The sequence below is a fragment of the Xanthomonas sp. NCPPB 2866 genome (assembly GCF_041475745.2).
Taxonomy (GTDB): Bacteria; Pseudomonadota; Gammaproteobacteria; order Xanthomonadales; family Xanthomonadaceae; genus Xanthomonas; species Xanthomonas arboricola.
In genome coordinates this window covers 203,652-220,190 of record NZ_CM192975.1, presented here as the reverse complement: position 1 = coordinate 220,190, position 16,539 = coordinate 203,652, and the positions used below count along the sequence as shown (strand labels likewise).

The 16,539-nt window shown below is 67.4% G+C and carries 14 protein-coding genes; 2 read left to right on the top strand and 12 right to left on the bottom strand.

Annotated features, from left to right (window positions below; all coding sequences use genetic code 11):
- The 5 genes from ACCQ04_RS00880 to ACCQ04_RS00860 all read right to left on the bottom strand — a co-directional run bounded on the left by ACCQ04_RS00880 (position 1) and on the right by ACCQ04_RS00860 (position 4,629).
- Positions 1–477 carry a SixA phosphatase family protein gene (locus ACCQ04_RS00880; protein WP_016904234.1) on the bottom strand — a complete coding sequence of 159 codons (477 nt, stop codon included), beginning with the start codon at positions 475–477 and terminating at the stop codon, positions 1–3.
- 14 nt (positions 478–491) lie between these two features.
- Positions 492–1,124 carry a ParA family protein gene (locus ACCQ04_RS00875; RefSeq protein ID WP_016904235.1) on the bottom strand — a complete coding sequence of 211 codons (633 nt, stop codon included), beginning with the start codon at positions 1,122–1,124 and terminating at the stop codon, positions 492–494.
- Between the two features lie 152 nt (positions 1,125–1,276).
- Positions 1,277–2,350 (bottom strand): hypothetical protein, encoded by a 1,074-nt coding sequence (locus ACCQ04_RS00870; protein ID WP_226427069.1) that lies wholly within the window; start codon positions 2,348–2,350, stop codon positions 1,277–1,279.
- Positions 2,351–2,416: 66 nt separating this feature from the next.
- Positions 2,417–3,334 carry an AEC family transporter gene (locus ACCQ04_RS00865; RefSeq protein ID WP_104563830.1) on the bottom strand — a complete coding sequence of 306 codons (918 nt, stop codon included), beginning with the start codon at positions 3,332–3,334 and terminating at the stop codon, positions 2,417–2,419.
- 656 nt (positions 3,335–3,990) lie between these two features.
- On the bottom strand, positions 3,991–4,629 hold the full coding sequence (locus ACCQ04_RS00860) for a hypothetical protein (protein WP_046345310.1): 639 nt from the start codon (positions 4,627–4,629) through the stop codon (positions 3,991–3,993).
- A gap of 193 nt (positions 4,630–4,822) precedes the next feature.
- On the opposite strand from ACCQ04_RS00860, the gene ACCQ04_RS00855 reads away from it, so the two are divergent.
- A complete protein-coding gene (locus ACCQ04_RS00855; RefSeq protein ID WP_226427070.1) occupies positions 4,823–8,530 on the top strand; it encodes an indolepyruvate ferredoxin oxidoreductase family protein in 3,708 nt (1,235 codons plus the stop codon).
- A gap of 253 nt (positions 8,531–8,783) precedes the next feature.
- Here the strand turns inward: ACCQ04_RS00855 and ACCQ04_RS00850 are convergent, their stop codons facing one another.
- From ACCQ04_RS00850 to egtB, 3 genes are read right to left on the bottom strand one after another with little or no spacing between them, the layout of a single operon-like run.
- Entirely contained in the window at positions 8,784–9,053 is a 270-nt protein-coding gene (locus ACCQ04_RS00850; protein ID WP_115510174.1) for a DUF3253 domain-containing protein, read from the bottom strand.
- A 15-nt stretch (positions 9,054–9,068) separates the two neighbouring features.
- Complete coding sequence (gene egtD, locus ACCQ04_RS00845; protein WP_024939498.1) at positions 9,069–10,055, bottom strand: L-histidine N(alpha)-methyltransferase; 987 nt, start codon at positions 10,053–10,055, stop codon at positions 9,069–9,071.
- Complete coding sequence (gene egtB, locus ACCQ04_RS00840) at positions 10,052–11,341, bottom strand: ergothioneine biosynthesis protein EgtB (protein ID WP_226427071.1); 1,290 nt, start codon at positions 11,339–11,341, stop codon at positions 10,052–10,054. Before egtB ends, egtD begins: the two co-directional genes overlap by 4 nt.
- Before the next feature lie 65 nt (positions 11,342–11,406).
- Between egtB and ACCQ04_RS00835 the strand changes: the two genes are divergently transcribed.
- Entirely contained in the window at positions 11,407–12,588 is a 1,182-nt protein-coding gene (locus ACCQ04_RS00835; RefSeq protein ID WP_226427072.1) for an aminotransferase class V-fold PLP-dependent enzyme, read from the top strand.
- Positions 12,589–12,597: 9 nt separating this feature from the next.
- Here the strand turns inward: ACCQ04_RS00835 and ACCQ04_RS00830 are convergent, their stop codons facing one another.
- Genes ACCQ04_RS00830 through ACCQ04_RS00815 form a run of 4 tightly spaced genes read right to left on the bottom strand, consistent with a single transcriptional unit; the run spans position 12,598 to position 16,449 of the window.
- A complete protein-coding gene (locus ACCQ04_RS00830; protein WP_226427073.1) occupies positions 12,598–14,070 on the bottom strand; it encodes an ABC transporter permease/substrate-binding protein in 1,473 nt (490 codons plus the stop codon).
- The gene (locus ACCQ04_RS00825; RefSeq protein ID WP_226427074.1) at positions 14,067–14,804 is read right to left on the bottom strand and encodes an ATP-binding cassette domain-containing protein; all 738 of its coding nucleotides are present in this window, start codon (positions 14,802–14,804) and stop codon (positions 14,067–14,069) included. Before ACCQ04_RS00825 ends, ACCQ04_RS00830 begins: the two co-directional genes overlap by 4 nt.
- Before the next feature lie 48 nt (positions 14,805–14,852).
- Entirely contained in the window at positions 14,853–15,197 is a 345-nt protein-coding gene (locus ACCQ04_RS00820) for an EF-hand domain-containing protein (protein ID WP_126965360.1), read from the bottom strand.
- Between the two features lie 46 nt (positions 15,198–15,243).
- Positions 15,244–16,449 carry a DesA family fatty acid desaturase gene (locus ACCQ04_RS00815; protein ID WP_016901218.1) on the bottom strand — a complete coding sequence of 402 codons (1,206 nt, stop codon included), beginning with the start codon at positions 16,447–16,449 and terminating at the stop codon, positions 15,244–15,246.
- Positions 16,450–16,539: the final 90 nt, after the last annotated feature.

The following is a 16,539-nucleotide window of genomic DNA, read 5'->3' as shown; positions in this document are numbered from 1 at the left end:
TCAAGGCCACCAGAAGGCGGTCAGGCGGGCGATGCCCGGTTCGATGGCCGCATCCAGCGGCAGTGCCAGCAGGGCGATCGCGGCGGTCGGCATGCCGCGGTAGTCGCCGGTCTGGCCGCTGTGCATCAAGGCGGCCAGCCGTTCCAGGCCCGGGTTGTGGCCGACCAGCAGCAGGCGCTCGGCATCGCGGTGTTCGTCCACCAGGCTGGCCAGGGTGCCCGGCGTGGCGTCGTAGATCCGCTCGTCCAGGCGTTGTTCGATATAGCCGGTGAGTTCCAGCACCGCTTCCAGCGTCTCGCGCGCACGTCGCGCCGGCGAGCACAGCACGCGGTCGGGCACCAGGCGCTGCTCGCGCAGCCAGCGGCCGGCAGATTCGGCCTCGGCGATGCCGTGCGGGGACAGCGGGCGATCCAGATCGGCCTGGCCGGTATCGGCCGGCTCGGCGTGGGCGTGTCGCAGCAGTATCAGTTCGCGCATGAAAACACTCCGGTCTAGGACTTCTTGAGCCACTTGAACAGCGGCTCCCAGTCCTGTTGATGGTCGCGCACCTGCGCCGAGCGGTAATCGAACAGGCTGCGCCCCAACCCGGCCATCACCACATAGGCCTGGGTGTCGCGCAGCTGGGTTACCAGGGGATAGGGCCAGGCGCCGATCATCTCGGCAGCTTGCTGCGAGGTCTGGGTCCAGGGACGGGCGCGGTTGAGCACCAGGCCCACCGGCAATTTGCGCTGATGCACGCGCGGCACCTTGGCCAGCGTGTTGAGGAATCCGACCACCGCTTCGATATCCAGCGCCGAGGACAATACCGGCACCACGATGGCATCGACGTGGTCGAGGAAGCCGCTCAGGTCATCGGCCATCGCACCGGCTGGGGCATCGATGACCAGTTGGTCGGTGCCGTCGGGCACCGCGGCCTGCCAGTTGCGCCGGCGGGTGGCGTCGATGGGCAATACCGCACTTTCCAGGCTGGCGCGACGCTGCGCCCAGCGCGTGGACGAGCCTTGCGGATCGGCGTCCGCCAGCACGGTGCGCTGGCCCTGCAAGGCCGCATGGGCGGCCAGATTGGTGGCGATCGTGGTCTTGCCGACGCCGCCTTTGGAGCCGGCCACCAGGACTGTCTTCATGCACGCCTCGCTTCCGGGAGCAAGCCGGCAGCGTACACCGCGACGAAGTGAGGAAGTAGTCGAAAGGCGTTAAACGTCCACCGGTGATCGCTCTCGCACTGCAGCATCGTCCGCTGGCAGATGGCCGACGCGACATGCGCCGGCCAAGCGGATTAGCGGGCCTGGCGGCCCGGTGCGCCCGGCTGCCAACCCGCAGGCGGCTGCACCGCAAGGCCTTGACGCTGTAACTGCGCACGCAACGCCGGCACTTCGCCCTGCGTCAGGACGGCCTCCAGCTTGTCGGACATGCCATCGACGCCGGACGCACGCTGCTGCTCCTGCTGCTGTAGCCACTGCAGTTCCCGCACCCGCGCCTGCCAGCGCGTGGCATCGGCGCCGCTGCTCAGTGCCGCCATGCCTCTGCTGCCGATCATGGCGGTGGCCAAGGTGGACTCGTCATTGGCCAAGTTGTTCAGCACGGCCATGCACTCGTCGCGTAACGCGGCCGTGACACCGGTGGGGCTGCAGCGCCGCATCAGATCGCCCAGCGCGGGAAGTGCATGTGCAGACCAGGCACCCATCACGAACATCGCCGCCATGTCTGCGCCCGTGGAAGGCATGCCTTGCGCGTCGAGTTGCGCGCGCAGGCTGACCGAGGCCAGCGATGGCCATTGCACGCCGTCGTAGCTGGCATGCAGGGCCTTGCCGAGTGCCAGCGCACCGCTGTCGAAATGATCGGACTGCACGGCCGCCTGCCAGGCGCGTTCGGCAGCCGCCTGGTCGCCGCGGCGCTGCGCAGCCGTATAGGCACGTAGATGCACACTGGCGTTGCCGGCATCGGCCTGCTCCAGGAAAGCCAGCGCAGCGCCTGGGTCACAGCGCAACGCAGGTGCGCAACCGGCGGCTTCCATGCGCGCCACCAACGGATCGCGCGGCCGCGCGTCCAGGGCACGCTGCAGCCAGACCCGCTGGATGGGGGCATAACCTCCGTCTGCAGCCGACACCGCGTCGTCCTCGGCATCGACCCACAACAGACCGGCCAGATACAACTGCCTGGGCTCGCCGCTGGACGCCATGCTGCGCAGGCGTGCCTGCATGGTCTGGCCGACCTGGCGCGCCCATTGATCCACCAGCGGATCGTTGGCCGCAGCCGCTGTGCTCGCAGGCGCTGCCGCCATGGCCGGATGTGCCACGCAGACGCTGCCAAGCCATAGCAACGCCGTGGTGATCAAGCGATATCCGTGCATGTGTTGCTCCTGTCCGTATTGGGCGCGCAGTGTTGCGGGCCAGCATTTCATACGGACCAGGCCCTATCAAGCCACCAGGCGCGCCAACAACCAGGCCCATGCGGGCAGGGTTAGCAGCGACAGCAGGATGCTGTAGCCGACCATCGCTGCGGCCAGGCGCGGTGCCAGCCGATGCGAGATGGCCAGCGCGGCGGCGGTGATCATGGTGGGCATGGCCGATTCGAGCACGTTGGTCTGCAGCATCGCGCCATGCAGGCCGAGCGCCAACGACAGCGGCAATGCCAGGATCGGCATCACTGCCAACTTGAAGGCCAGGCCCACGGCCAAGGGTTTGAGTTCGTCCGCAGGCAGGCGCAACTGCAGCGAAAAGCCCACCGCCAGCATCACCAGCGGCAGCATCGCGTCGGCCAGGCTCTTCAAGCCCGCGCCAATCCAGGTCGGCGGCTGTTCCGGCATCATCGTCAATGCAAACAGCAATGCCCATAGCGGCGGGAAGCGCAGCACGCGTAACAGGATCAGCTTTGCGGTCGGCGGAGTGTCGCCGCTGTAGCGGGCCAGCACATACAGCCCGAACGTCGATAACAGCACAAATGTGCCGAACTGGTCGTAGACCACCGCATACGGCAGGGCGTGATCGCCGATCAACGCGCGCACCATCGGAAAGCCGATGAAGCTGGAGTTGGTGAACACCACGCACATCAGCAACGCGGCGTATTCCTCCCGCTTGAACCGGAACAGGCGGCTGCAGCCCCACAGCAGCGGCACGATGATTGCGGTCAGCAGCCACGGCGTGGCGATCACTCCACCCAGCGAGGCATCCAGGTGCAACCGCGGCACATAGGTGAGCACCGAGGCTGGCAGGCAGATGTACAGCACGATGCGATTGAGTACATCGGCGCTGTTGTCCGGCAGCACCCGCAAGCGCGCGAACAGCAGGCCAAGCCCCAACATCGCCAGAATCAACGCAAATGCATCCACCGCCATGGCGTGGTCAGGTCCGTGGGAAAGCGACACTCAGCATCGCATAGTGGGCGTGTCGTGCCTGGATCAGTGACGGGCTGGATCGGCGACGGGCTAAATCGGCGAGCACGCCTACGCGTGGCGCAGATCGGTCGCTCAACGCCTGGCGACAGGCATGTCGAGGCTAGCCGCTTCCGGGATGTTGCCAAAGCTAGTCAGTCGAGGGCTCGGCGCCCTCACCGCACTAGGAAGTTGGTCGGTGGCCGAATGAAAAACTGCTTGCTCGATGCATCGACCATTGAGCCATTGAGCCGGCCCATCATTCTCCAGCGATGCACATCGAGCACCGCTCTTGACCGTGCACACCGACCATCTCGACGGGTCCTTGCCCGCTCACCGTCGCGGGACCTTACGCGGCATGGATGCCGCGTAAGAGCCTACAGGGACGTACTCGCGGCGTGTCCCGCGATGGTGGGCGGGCGAGGGCCCTGCAACCCAGCTGCAGATCATCCGCTCTGCAACTGGTCCATCAGCGCTGACCAATCCTTCCAAGCACGACACCCAAAGCAATGACTTGGAGCGGTGGCTGCGTTGCCCTGCTGGTGCCGGCCGCAAAAACGCCGTGCGACGTGATGTACAGCAGCGCGCTACGGGGCTTTCTGCAGCGCGCCGCTGCCGAGTTACGGAAACGCCGGCGGGTTCGCCTGCCATGCCGCAAAGACCTCGGCCAGGCTGGCGCGTTCGGCCTCACGCCAATCCGGCAGCAAGGTGGCGTAGCTGGCGGTGCTGCTCCAGCGATCCGGCCAGGTGCGCACCGCGGCGGCATACCACTCGACCGCTTCCTGCTTACGCCCGCTGCGCCATAGCGCCAGTGCCGCAGTCGTCGGCAACCAGGCCGGCGCGGCCGGGCGGCCGTTGGCCAGGCCGGCCCACTGCTGCAAGGCCTTGTCGGGCTGGTCGGCGCGCAACAGATCCCAGCCGTAGTTCCAGGTGATGGCACGGTATTGCTGGCTGCCGTTGGAGACCAGCCCCAGGGCACCCTGGTAGAGCTCGTCGCCCAACTGCGTGCGTCCCCCGGCATAGGCCAGCGAGGCCAGTTGCGCGCGCGGCTCGGCCGCGCGGGCGTCACGCTGCACCATCGCCGCCAGGCGGTCGACCACCGCATCGCCCTGCCCCTGTACCGCGACCACGGCCTTGGTGGTGCCGCGATCTTCGTCGAAATAGAACTCCTTGGGCTTGGGCAGGTTCTGCGCCTGCGCCATCGACCACACGCCCCCGAGCAAGGCCAACATCGCGGCCCATGCGTATTTCCTTTTCACTGGCTTTATCCCCTGACAGCAAACGACCCTTCCCGTCCCCATCGTAACCGCAGCGCGACGGCTGTGCATCCGCATGCAACGGGCGCGTGAAGGGCGACTGTTACACTTTGCACCGCCGTTTTGGAATCCGTCGGGCGGGTCATTGGTTTCAGATGACACGCACCGGGTCCCAGCCACCCTTTCCGGGCACGCCATGACCAGTACTGCTGCACTCTCTTCTCCCGACTCTGCCAACACGCCGGAGCTCGGCCAGGTGGATGCGGATTACACGCTGGAGCACAAGTACACGCGTGCCGATGGGCGCATCTATTTGTCCGGCGTGCAGGCGCTGGTGCGGCTGCCGTTGATGCAACGCCTGCGCGATGACGCCGCCGGCCTTGCGACTGCCGGCTTCATCAGCGGCTATCGCGGCAGCCCGCTGGGCGGTTTCGACCTGGAGCTGTGGCGTGCGCGCAAGCATCTGGACGCGGCCAGGGTGACCTTCACCCCCGGCCTCAACGAAGACCTGGCCGCCACCATGGTCTGGGGCACCCAGCAGACCAACCTGTTCCCCGGTGCCAAGGTGCAGGGCGTCTACGGCATGTGGTACGGCAAGGGCCCGGGCGTGGACCGCAGCGGCGATGTGTTCAAGCACGGCAACGCCGCCGGCACCTCGCCGTATGGCGGCGTGCTGGCACTGGCCGCCGACGACCATGCCTGCCGCAGCTCCACCCTGCCGCACGGCTCGGAAGAGGAATTCGTCAGCGCGATGATGCCGATCCTCAACCCGGCCGGGGTGCAGGACATCCTGGACATGGGCCTGCTCGGCTGGGCGATGAGCCGCTATACCGGGCGCTGGGTCGGCTTCAAGACCATTGCCGAGACGGTGGAGTCGTCGGCCTCGGTGGATGTGGATCCGTTCGCACGCAGCATCGTGTTGCCGGAGGACTTTGCGCTACCGGCGGGCGGCCTGAGCATCCGCTGGCCGGACCCGCCGGTGGATCAGGAAATGCGCCTGCACCGCTATGCGATCGCCGCCGCACAGGCCTTCGCACGCGCCAACCAGATCGACAAGCTGGTGCTGGATTCGCCGCATGCGCGGCTGGGCATCGTCACCACCGGCAAGAGCTATCTGGACGTGTTGCAGGCGCTGGAATACCTGGGCCTGGATGCGCAGGCCTGCGCGCAGATCGGCATCCGCGTGTACAAGGTCGGCATGACCTGGCCGCTGGAGCCGGTGGGCATCAGCGCGTTCGCGCGCGGGCTCGACGACATCGTGGTGGTGGAAGAGAAAAAGGCCTTCATCGAGCGCCAGATGAAGGAGCTGTTCTACAACTGGCCGGCCAGCGCCGGTGCGCGGCCGAGCATCGTCGGCAAGTACGACGAGCAGGGCGAATGGATCCTGCCGTCCACCGGCGAGTTGACCCCGGCCACGATCGCCGCGGTGATCGGCAAGCGCATCCAGCGCTTTGCACTGCCGTCCAGCGCGATGACCGAGTCGATCGAACAACGGTTGCGCTGGATGGACAGCAAGGAGGCCGAAATGGCCTTGCCGCGCGCGCTGTTCCCGCGCGTGCCGCATTACTGCTCCGGCTGCCCGCACAACACCTCCACCGCGGTGCCGGAAGGCTCGCGTGCGCTGGGCGGCATCGGTTGCCATTACATGGTGACCTGGATGAACCGCTCCACCGACACCTTCACCCATATGGGCGGCGAAGGCGTGACCTGGTCGGGGCAGGCGCCGTTCACCGAAACGCCGCACGTGTTCCAGAACCTGGGCGACGGCACCTATTTCCACAGCGGCTCGCTGGCGATCCGGCAGTCGGTCGCCAGCGGCGTCAACATCACCTACAAGATCCTCTACAACGATGCGGTGGCGATGACAGGCGGCCAGCCGGTGGACGGCACGCTCACCGTGCCGGACATCGCGCAGCAGCTGCGCGCCGAAGGCATCCACACCATCGCGGTGGTCAGCGACGACATCGGCAAATGGACGCGCCGGCGCGAGCGCTTCCCCAGCGAGGTGACGTTCCACGATCGCAGCGAACTGGATGCGGTGCAGCAGCAGTTGCGCACGGTCAAGGGCGTGTCGATCCTGATCTACGACCAGACCTGCGCCACCGAAAAGCGCCGCCGCCGCAAGCGCGGCAAGCTGGTCGACCCGCCCAAGCGCGTCATGATCAATTCGCTGGTGTGCGAAGGCTGCGGCGATTGCGGCGAAAAGAGTTTCTGCGTGTCGGTGCTGCCCAAGGAGACCGAGTTCGGCCGCAAGCGGCAGATCGACCAATCCAATTGCAACAAGGATTATTCCTGCGTGTCGGGCTTTTGCCCGAGCTTTGTCACCGTGCATGGCGGTGCGCCGCGCAAGGGCAAACAGCGCGATGCCAGCGCCTTGCTGGGCAACCTGCCCGCGCCGCCGCAACGCACCACGCTGCAACAGCCCTGGAACATCCTGATCACCGGCGTCGGCGGTACCGGCGTGGTGACCATCGGCGCATTGCTCGGCATGGCCGGGCACCTGGAAGGCAAGGGCGCCACGGTGCTGGACCAGACCGGCCTGGCGCAGAAGGGCGGCGCGGTGACCACGCATATCCGCATCGCACGCCGGCCGGCCGATATCCACGCGGTGCGCATCGCGGCCGGCGAAGCGGATCTGGTGCTGGGCTGCGACATGGTGGTGGTCAACGATTATTGGGCCTTGTCCAAGGTGCGCGACGGCCGTACCCAGGTGGTGCTCAACACCTACGAAGCGATGCCGGGCAACTTCACCACCCAACCGGATCTGCAGTTCCCCGCCGCCGAGATCATTGCCGGCGTGCGCACCGCATTGGGCGGCCAGGAGCCGCTGTTGCTGGATGCCACGCAACTGGCCACCGCACTGCTGGGCGATGCGATCGCCAGCAACCTGTTCGTGCTTGGCTATGCCTGGCAACACGGGCTGGTGCCGTTGTCGCATGCCGCGCTGATGCGCGCCATCGAGCTCAATGGCGCGGCGGTGGCGATGAACCAGCAGGCGTTTGCGTGGGGGCGCCTGGCCGCGATCGACCTGCCGGCGGTGCAGCAGGCGGCCGGGTTGGGCAAGGGTGGCGAGCGTGCGCATGCACAGGGCGATACGCCGCCAGCGCGCGCACCGGGCAGCTGGGAAGAACACGATCTTGGCGGGCAGACCGCACCGCATGCGCTGGCGCAGAGCGACGGCAACACGCTGCATGGCGATGTCGATGCGCCCACGCATCCGCTCGACGACGAGCAGCTGGCGCAGTCGCTGGACGAAGCCATCGCGCGGCGCGTGGCGTTTCTGACCGACTACCAGGATGCCGCCTACGCACAGCGCTATCGCAGCCTGGTCGAGCGCGTGCGCACGCACGAAGCGCAACAGGCGCCCGGCAGCAGCGCGTTGAGCGAGGCGGTGGCGCGTTACTTCTTCAAGCTGATGGCCTACAAGGACGAATACGAGGTGGCGCGGCTGTATACGCGTGGCGACTTCCAGCGCCGGCTGCAGCAGCAGTTCGAAGGCAACTACACGCTGCGCTTCCACCTGGCACCGCCGCTGTTGGCCAGGAAGGATGCGCACGGCCACGCGATCAAGCGCGAATACGGGCCGTGGATGTTCACTGCCTTCAGGCTGCTGGCGCGGCTGAAGTTCCTGCGCGGCGGCAAGCTGGATGTGTTCGGCTACAGCGCCGAACGGCGTGGCGAGCGTCAGCTGATTGCCGACTACGTGGCAACAGTGGACACGCTGCTGCAACGGCTGGATGCCGACAACGTCGGCCTGGCCGCGCAGATCGCCAGCATTCCCGAACATATCCGCGGCTACGGGCATATCAAGCACGCGCACCTGCAGGAAGCCAAGGCACGCGAAGCCGCGCTGCTGGTGCAGTGGCGCAATCCCAAGGCCCTGCATGTGGTGCAGGCGGCGTAGGTCTGCGGATCAGCGTTGCAGGATCAACGCGTTGCGCGCCGACCCGATGAGGTGTTGCCGGTAGTGCGGCAGTGACAGGCTGGTGGGTCGTGGCACAGATGCCGCGCAACAGCCGCTGCTGCGGCGACTGACCGCGTTGCCGCCTGACGGCGGTCAGTGCGGACTGGGGTGATGGGCTGCCGGCGCCGTCATCGATTCGGCAAGGTGTCACCGCCGCGCACGCGAGCGGTGCTGCGCATGCAGCGCCCACCCGTCATTCGAAATGCAGACCGCGTTTCAGGCGGACCGGCCCACGCACAGCTCGCACATCGACCACTTCACCGCGTTGGCTGATCTGCACCACGTCGCTGCCGGCCAGATCGGCGGCAACGCTGCGGATCTGCGGCATCAGCGCGCGCCAGCGCGCTTCGTCGCCGCTGAGTGCGCGCGCGACCTCGGACGGGCAGATCGATTGCTCCGGCCGCCGGCGCGCCAGCAGCGCGCGGATGGTCGCGACGATCTGCGCATCGTCGATCCGTTGCACGCCAGAGGCCAGAACTCAGAGCGGGCGCAACACGCGCAGGCCGAACCAGTCCTTGGCATCGTTCCAGCCGTGGGTGACCTTCAGCCCCGCAGCGGCGGCAAGTTCGGCAAAGCGCGCGTCGGTGTACTTGTAGCTGTATTCGACCTGCATCGCCTCGCCTTCGGCAAATTCGAATGCCTTGCCGCCCACCTGCACGCGCTGGGCGCGCTGGCTGATCAGGAAGGTCTCGATGCGGCCGCGTTCGCGCGCATACACCGCGTGGTGGCGGAAGCCGTCCAGATCGAAGTCGCTACCGATCTCGCGGTTGAGCCGCGCCAGCAGATTCAGGGTGAACTCGGCAGTGACGCCGGCCGCATCGTTGTAGGCGGCCTCGATCAGTCCGGCATCCTTGTCCAGATCGATGCCGATCAGGGCGCACCCGTCGCTGCCCATGGTCTGGCGCATCGCATCGAGCAACTCGACGGCGGCATCATCGGTGAAATTGCCCAGCGTTGAGCCGGGGAAGAACACCAGATGCCGGCGCGCCGGGCGCTGCGCCTGCGGCAGCTGCAGCGGCTTGGTGAAGTCGGTGCATACCGGCAGCATCTGGATCTGCGGGAACTGCTGCGCCAGCCGCGCGGTGCTCTCAAGCAAGGCCGTGCGCGAGATTTCCAGCGGCGTGTAGGCCACCACATCGCGCAGGCCCTGCAGCAGCAATTCGGTCTTGCGCCCGCTGCCGCTGCCGTATTCGACCACGTGCACGCCAGCGCCGATCGCCTGCGCGATCGAGGCCATGCTGGCCTCCAGCAAGGCCAGTTCGGTGCCGGTGAGGTAGTACTCCGGCTGCCGGGTGATCGCCTCGAACAACTGCGAGCCGTGCGCATCGTAGAAATACTTCGACGGCAGCGTCTTGGGCGTTTGCGACAGGCCGGCCAGCGCGTCGGCGGTGATGTCGTCCGGTTGCGGGCGCAGGTCGGTCAGCGCGGCGTGCGCGCGTTGCATGGCGTGGGCGGCAGCGTTCAAGGCAGATCCTTGGCAAGGCGCACGCCGGCAAACTGCCAACGCGCATCGGAGGGAAAAAAGTTGCGGTAACTGGCGCGGACATGGCTGGCCGGCGTGGCACAGCTGCCACCGCGCAGCACCCATTGCGCATTCATGAATTTGCCGTTGTATTCGCCCAGCGACCCGGGCCACGGCGCAAAGCCGGGATACGGCAGGTAGGCGCTGCCGGTCCATTCCCAGACATCGCCGAACAACTGCTGCAGGCCGGTATCCACCGCGTCGGCACCGCGCGGATGCAAGGTGTCGCTATCGACGAAATTGCCCTGCACCGGCACACCGGTGGCGGCCTGTTCCCACTCGGCTTCGGTGGGCAGGCGCGCGCCGGCCCAGCGCGCGAACGCATCGGCTTCGAACAGGCTCAGGTGGCATACCGGCGCATGCGCATCGCGCGGGCGCCAGCCATCCAGGGTGAATTCGCGTCCGTCCGCGTCCCAATACAGCGGGTGCTGCCAGCCTTGCGCCTGCACCATCGCCCAGCCATCGCTGAGCCAGGCACCGGCACTGCGGTAGCCACCGGCGTCGATGAACTGCTGGAACTCGGCGTTGCTGACCACCCGATGCGCCAACGCATGCGCACCGACCAGCACGCGGTGGCGCGGCGACTCGTTGTCGTAGGCGAAGGTGTCGGCCTGCGGCCATGCCGCTGCGCCGATCTCCACGATCTGTTCGTCGCGTGCCTGCCAGCGCAGCGTGCTGGCGACGGCCGCAGCCGGTGCCGGCGCATCGCGGTACGCTGGCTGCAACGGATTGCTCCACAGCGCGTGCTTGATATCGGTCAACAGCAATTCCTGGTGCTGCTGCTCGTGCTGGATGCCGAGCTGCACGATGGTGCAAGCCTGCGCGTCCAACACCCCGTCACGCAGGCGCTGCTGCATCTGCGCATCGACTGCGGCCCGGTAGTCGCGCACCTGCTGCAACGACGGCCGCGACAACACTCCGCGACGCGCGCGCGCGTGTATCGGGCCCACGCTCTGGTAGTAGCTGTTGAACAGGAAATCCCAGGCCGGGTCGAACACACGGTAGGCTGGATCGGCCTGCAGCACGAAGCGTTCGAAAAACCAGGTGGTGTGCGCCAGATGCCACTTGCTGGGGCTGGCGTCGGGCATGCTCTGCACCATTGCGTCTTCAGCGCTCAGGGGTGCGGCGAGGCGATCGCTCAGCGCGCGGGTCTGCGCGTAGCGTTCCAGCAGCGTCAGCTGCTGTTGCTGGTGGTGGCCCAGCAGAGATGAGAGTGCAGACATCGCCATATGCTTGAGGAGCGCCTGTGAACGCGCCGTGTCGGCAGCGTGGCAGCCAGCGGTAAGCTGTCGCCATGTCTTCTTTTTCTCTGTCCAGCCTGCTCCCCGCGCCCGTCGAATGGGAACGCCGCCAGCAGGCATTTGCGTTACCTGCCGACATCACCTATCTGGATGCCGCCTCGCGCGGCCCGCTGCTGCGCGCGGTGCAAGCGGTCGCGCATCAGGCGGTGGATGCGCTGGCCACCCCGTGGCAGCTGCCGTTCGATGCCTGGCTGCAGGACATCGAGCGTTTGCGCACGCTCGCTGCAGGCCTGTTCGACGACGATGCCGACGGCGTGGCAATGCTGCCCTCGGCCGCGCACGGCCTGGCGACTGCCGCACGCAACCTGCCGCTGCAACGCGGCGAGGCGGTGCTGCTGCTGGAAGGCCAGTTCCCCTCGAACCTGCTGATCTGGCAACGCCGCTGTGCCGAGGTGGGCGCGCACATCGTGGCGGTGTCGACGGCCGGTGGCGATGCCTTGACCGCGGCGGTGCTGCAGGCCATCGCCCAGACACCGGCCTTGCGCATCGTCACCTTGCCGCATGCGTACTGGCTGGATGGACGACAGCTCGATCTGGACCGCATCAGCGCCGCGGTGCACGCACGCGGCGCAGCGCTAGTGCTGGATCTTAGCCAGAGCCTGGGCGTGCTGCCGACCGACCTGCCGCGCTGGCGGCCGGACTTCGTGGTCAGCGTCGGCCACAAATGGCTGCTGGGGCCGATGGGGCTGGCCTGGCTGTGGGTGGCCCCGCAATGGCGGGCGCACGGCGTGCCAATCGAAGAACACTGGATCGGCCGCGATGCCCGCAGCAGCTGGGAATTTCCGGTGGCCCAGGCGCCGTCCTATCGCAGCGGTGCGCGCCGGTTCGATGCCGGCGGCGTTGCCGATCCATTGCGGATTGCGATGGCGACGGTGGCCTTGCAGCAGGTCGCTGCCTGGCAACCGGCGCGCATCGCGCAGGCGCTGGGCGCGCTCACCGTGCACTGGAATGCGGCGCTGCAGGCACGCGGTCTGCGCAGTTGGTGCACGCCCGCCCACGCGGCGCATTTGACCGCGTTGCAGCCGCCAGCCAATCAGCTGGATGCGGTGGCGACGGCGTTCGGCGCACGCGGGGCGATCTGCACACGCCGACACGGACGTTTGCGTATCGCACCGCACCTCAATGTCACCGAGGATGCGCTCTCAGCCCTGATCGCAGCGCTGCCAGCCGCGTAACCGTCGGGCTCAGCCGCGCTGGCGGATGCGCAGCCCACGCGGGGTGACCCAGCGCTCCAGGCCTTCGAACAGCGCCTGCACGATCAGTGCGAGCACCGCCGCGGGGATCGCGCCTTCCAGGATCAGGCCGATATCGTCCAGGCGGATGCCGGTGAGGATCGGCTGGCCATAGCCGCCTGCGCCGATCAAGGCGCCCAGCGTGGCGGTGCCCACGTTGATCACCGCTGCGGTCTGGATGCCGGCCACGATGGTGCGACGCGCCAGCGGCAGTTCCACCCGCCACAGGCGCGTCCATGCCGGCAGCCCGATCGCCTCGGCGGTCTGGCGCAACTCGCGCGGGATCGAGGTCAGCCCGGCATGCGTGTTGCGCACGATCGGCAGCAGGCTGTAGAGAAACAACGCGGCAATCGCCGGTTTGGCGCCGATGCCGAACAACGGAATCATGAAGACGAACACTGCCAGCGACGGCAAGGTCTGCAGCACGCCGGTCAACGACAGCACCACCTGCCCGAGCCGCGGCCGCCGGGCCGCCAGCACGCCCAGCGGCAACGCGATCAGCAAGGCAAAGCCCAACGAGATGCCGACCAGGGCCAGATGCTCGCGCGTATGCCGCAGCAGACGCGCCACACGCGAGTCGGCTACCGATGCCGGCGCAACGCCCAGCCACTGCGCAGCCACCGCCGCCTCGGACTGACGCTCCAGCTTCACCTGTGCGTTGAGCCGCTGCATGGTCGCCTCGTCGATGCGCCCCTGCAGCCCCTGCAATGCCTTGAGCATCGCCGGCGAGCGCTGCGCCAGGTCCTTGCGATACAGGAACACCGCCTGGTAATCGGGAAAGTAATGGCGGTCGTCGCGCAGCACCTGCAGCCGGTAATACGGAATTTCCGCATCGGTGCTGTACAGATCGGTGACCTCGATCGCCCCACTCTGCAGCGCGCGATAGGCCAGATCGTGATCCAGCCCGGTCGCGGTCTGCGGCAGTGCATAGGCGGCGCGCACGCCCGGCCAGCCATCGGCGCGCTGCATGAATTCGTTGCTCAGCCCGATCTTGAGCGATGGATGCCGTGCCAGATCCGACATCGATGCGATGCCAAGCGCCTGCGCGCGCTCGACGCGCATGCCGAAGGCATAGGTGTTCTGGAAGCCGAGCGAGTCGGTCATCGCCAGCCCACGCGCGTCCAGTGCGGCGCGCAGTTCGGCCTGGCTGGCCTTGGGCAGTTGCAGCAGTTCCTGCGCCAGCGTGCCGGTGTATTCGGCGTACGCATCGATCTGCCCGGTCTCCAGCGCGCGCCACAGGATGCGCGTGCCACCGAGCTGCGCGCGGTGTTGCACGTCCACGCCGTCGCGCTGCCCGGCGGCGGTGGCGATCTCGCCCAGCAGCACAGCCTCGGTGAAGTTCTTCGAGCCGATCGTCACCTGCGCGGCCTGCGCACCGACGCTTGCGATCAGCAGTGCAACGGCGAGCAGCACGCGCGCGATCATGCGGCGTCGCCGATGCTGCGCTGGGCAGTGAGAAAGCGCTGCACGAACGGATCGGCCGGCTGTTCCAGCAGGCTGCGCGCACTGCCCTGCTGCACCACCTGGCCGGCCCGCATCAGCACCAGGGTGTCGGCCAGGTAGGCGGCTTCGGCAACGTCGTGGGTCACCAGCACCACGGTCTTGCCGAGCTGGGCGAACAGCGCGCGCATCTGCGCCTGCAGGTCGTAACGCACGATCGGGTCGAGCGCGCCCAGTGGCTCGTCCAGCAGCAGGGCCGGTGGATCCAGCATCAGCGCACGGATCAAGCCCACGCGCTGGCGTTGACCGCCAGACAGTTCGGCCGGATAACGCGCCAGCAACTCCGGCGGCAACTGGCAGAGCGCGCACAGGGTCTGCAGGCGTTGGTCGATACGCTGCCGCGTCCAGCCCAGCGTCTGCGCCAGCAACACCACGTTGCTGCGTGCATCCAGATGCGGGAACAGCCCGCCCTCTTGAATCACATAGCCGATGCGCTGGCGCTGCGCCTGCAGGCCGGCGCGTTGCAGCGGCGCACCATCGAAGGCGACCGTGCCGCTGTCCGGCCACTCCAGCCCCACCAGCATCCGCAACACGGTGGACTTGCCTGCGCCGCTGGGGCCGATCAAGGCGGTGGTGACGCCGCTGGCGAACTGCAGGGAGACGGTGTCGAGGGCAATGGTCTGGCCGTAGCGCCGGCTGACCTGGTCGAGAGTGAACATGCGCTCGAGCTTGCCGAACGCAGCGTCAGACGCGCGCGAAGGTACGCATCAGCGCGGCGGCGCCAGCAACTCGCGCGCGCTCAGGTAGCCGTCGCCGTCGGCATCCTGCCGCGCGAAGCGCTCGATCAGCGTGGCACGATGCGCGGCGCGGGTGATCGGCTTGCCGCGCCGGCCAGGTAGCTCGTCGCCCTGCAGCACGCCGTCATGGTCCAGGTCGCGCTGCTCGAAGGCATAGCTCATCCAGGCCAGATATTCATCGCGGCTGACCCGGCCATCGCCATCGGTATCCATGCGTTGCAGATACTGCTGGCTGTCCTGCACCTGGGCGTGCGCCTGCGCGAACACAGCCGGCCCGCACACACAACATGCCAGCAGCAGGCCGCGCGCGATCAAGCCATACGATCCACGCACACGCACAGCAGCACGCGTGCCCCGACGATTACGACCCACTCAGCGCATAACCCTTCAGCCGCGCCGCATAAGCCTGCAAGGCGGCATTGCCGCTGGCTTCGGCCTCGTGACACCACTGCTGCAGGTGCTTGAGCCGTTCGGACGCATCGTGGCTGCGCGCCTCCAGCACCGCAGTCAGGCGTGCGCGGTACTCGACCAGCGTGCGCATGCGCGGGCGCTCGGCCACCCAGTGCTGCAGTTGCGCGCGCGCATCGGGCTTGAGCCACCGCCCGTCATCGACCAGGCCCTTGCGCAGCCGCCGCGGCAACAGCTGCCGCAGCTTGGCGCCGGTGGCCGCGGCCTCTTCGCGCAGCGCCGGGGTGAACACATTGCGCTGGTAATCGGTCATCGCCTGGAAGCGATGCGAGAGCAGTGCCTTGAGCGTGTCGGCATCGGGCACGGCGATGTTGGGGCGGATGTCCAGCGACGGCGCCACCCGCAGCACCTTGGCCAGGCCGATCGCCTGCAGCCCGCGGATGGCGACCCAGCCGATATCCAGCTCCCAGCGCCGCATCGAAAACCGCGCCGAGCTCGGGAACGCATGGTGGTTGTTGTGCAGTTCTTCGCCACCGATCCACAGCGCCCACGGCGTCAGGTTGGTGGAGGTGTCGGCCGACTCGAAATTGCGATAGCCCCACCAGTGGCCCAGGCCGTTGACCACGCCGGCGGCCCAGAACGGAATCCACGCCATCTGGATCGCCCACAGCGCGATGCCGGGCAAACCGAACAGCACCGCGTTGATCACCAGCAACGCGATCGGTCCGGCATTGGCATGCGGGGTGTACAGATGCCGCTCGATCCAGTCGGTGGGCGCGCCCTTGCCGTACTGCTCGATGTCGGCACGCTGCGCGCGTGCTTCGCGGTACAGCTCCACGCCACGCCAGAACACCTGGCTGATGCCCTTGGTCTGCGGGCTGTGCGGGTCTTCCTCGGTCTCGACCTTGGCGTGATGCTTGCGATGGATCGCCACCCATTCGCGGGTGATCATCGAGGTGGTCAGCCAGGTCCAGAAGCGGAAGAAGTGCGCCACCACCGGATGGAAGTCCACACCGCGATGGGCCTGGCTGCGATGCAGGTACAAGGTCACCGCGAAGATGGTGAGCTGGGTGAACACCAGCAGCACCGCCAGCATGCCCCACACGCCCAGCCCGGCCACGCCGGAAGTCAGAAGGTCGATGATCGGGTCGGACAACATCGGCATTTCCACAGCGGCGCCATCGGGTTGGGTCGATGCAGACATGATGGGGGCGATGGCGGCAAACTTCACCCTTCGGATGCGTAGGGT

What these genes read in the sequence shown, in the direction of transcription:
- ACCQ04_RS00880 (WP_016904234.1), bottom strand. Translation starts at nt 477, where the DNA reads ATGCGCGAACTGATACTGCTGCGACACGCCCACGCCGAGCCGGCCGAT.
- ACCQ04_RS00875 (WP_016904235.1), bottom strand. Translation starts at nt 1,124, where the DNA reads ATGAAGACAGTCCTGGTGGCCGGCTCCAAAGGCGGCGTCGGCAAGACC.
- ACCQ04_RS00870 (WP_226427069.1), bottom strand. Translation starts at nt 2,350, where the DNA reads ATGCACGGATATCGCTTGATCACCACGGCGTTGCTATGGCTTGGCAGC.
- ACCQ04_RS00865 (WP_104563830.1), bottom strand. Translation starts at nt 3,334, where the DNA reads ATGGCGGTGGATGCATTTGCGTTGATTCTGGCGATGTTGGGGCTTGGC.
- ACCQ04_RS00855 (WP_226427070.1), top strand. Translation starts at nt 4,823, where the DNA reads ATGACCAGTACTGCTGCACTCTCTTCTCCCGACTCTGCCAACACGCCG.
- egtB (WP_226427071.1), bottom strand. Translation starts at nt 11,341, where the DNA reads ATGGCGATGTCTGCACTCTCATCTCTGCTGGGCCACCACCAGCAACAG.
- ACCQ04_RS00835 (WP_226427072.1), top strand. Translation starts at nt 11,407, where the DNA reads ATGTCTTCTTTTTCTCTGTCCAGCCTGCTCCCCGCGCCCGTCGAATGG.
- ACCQ04_RS00830 (WP_226427073.1), bottom strand. Translation starts at nt 14,070, where the DNA reads ATGATCGCGCGCGTGCTGCTCGCCGTTGCACTGCTGATCGCAAGCGTC.
- ACCQ04_RS00825 (WP_226427074.1), bottom strand. Translation starts at nt 14,804, where the DNA reads ATGTTCACTCTCGACCAGGTCAGCCGGCGCTACGGCCAGACCATTGCC.
- ACCQ04_RS00815 (WP_016901218.1), bottom strand. Translation starts at nt 16,449, where the DNA reads ATGTTGTCCGACCCGATCATCGACCTTCTGACTTCCGGCGTGGCCGGG.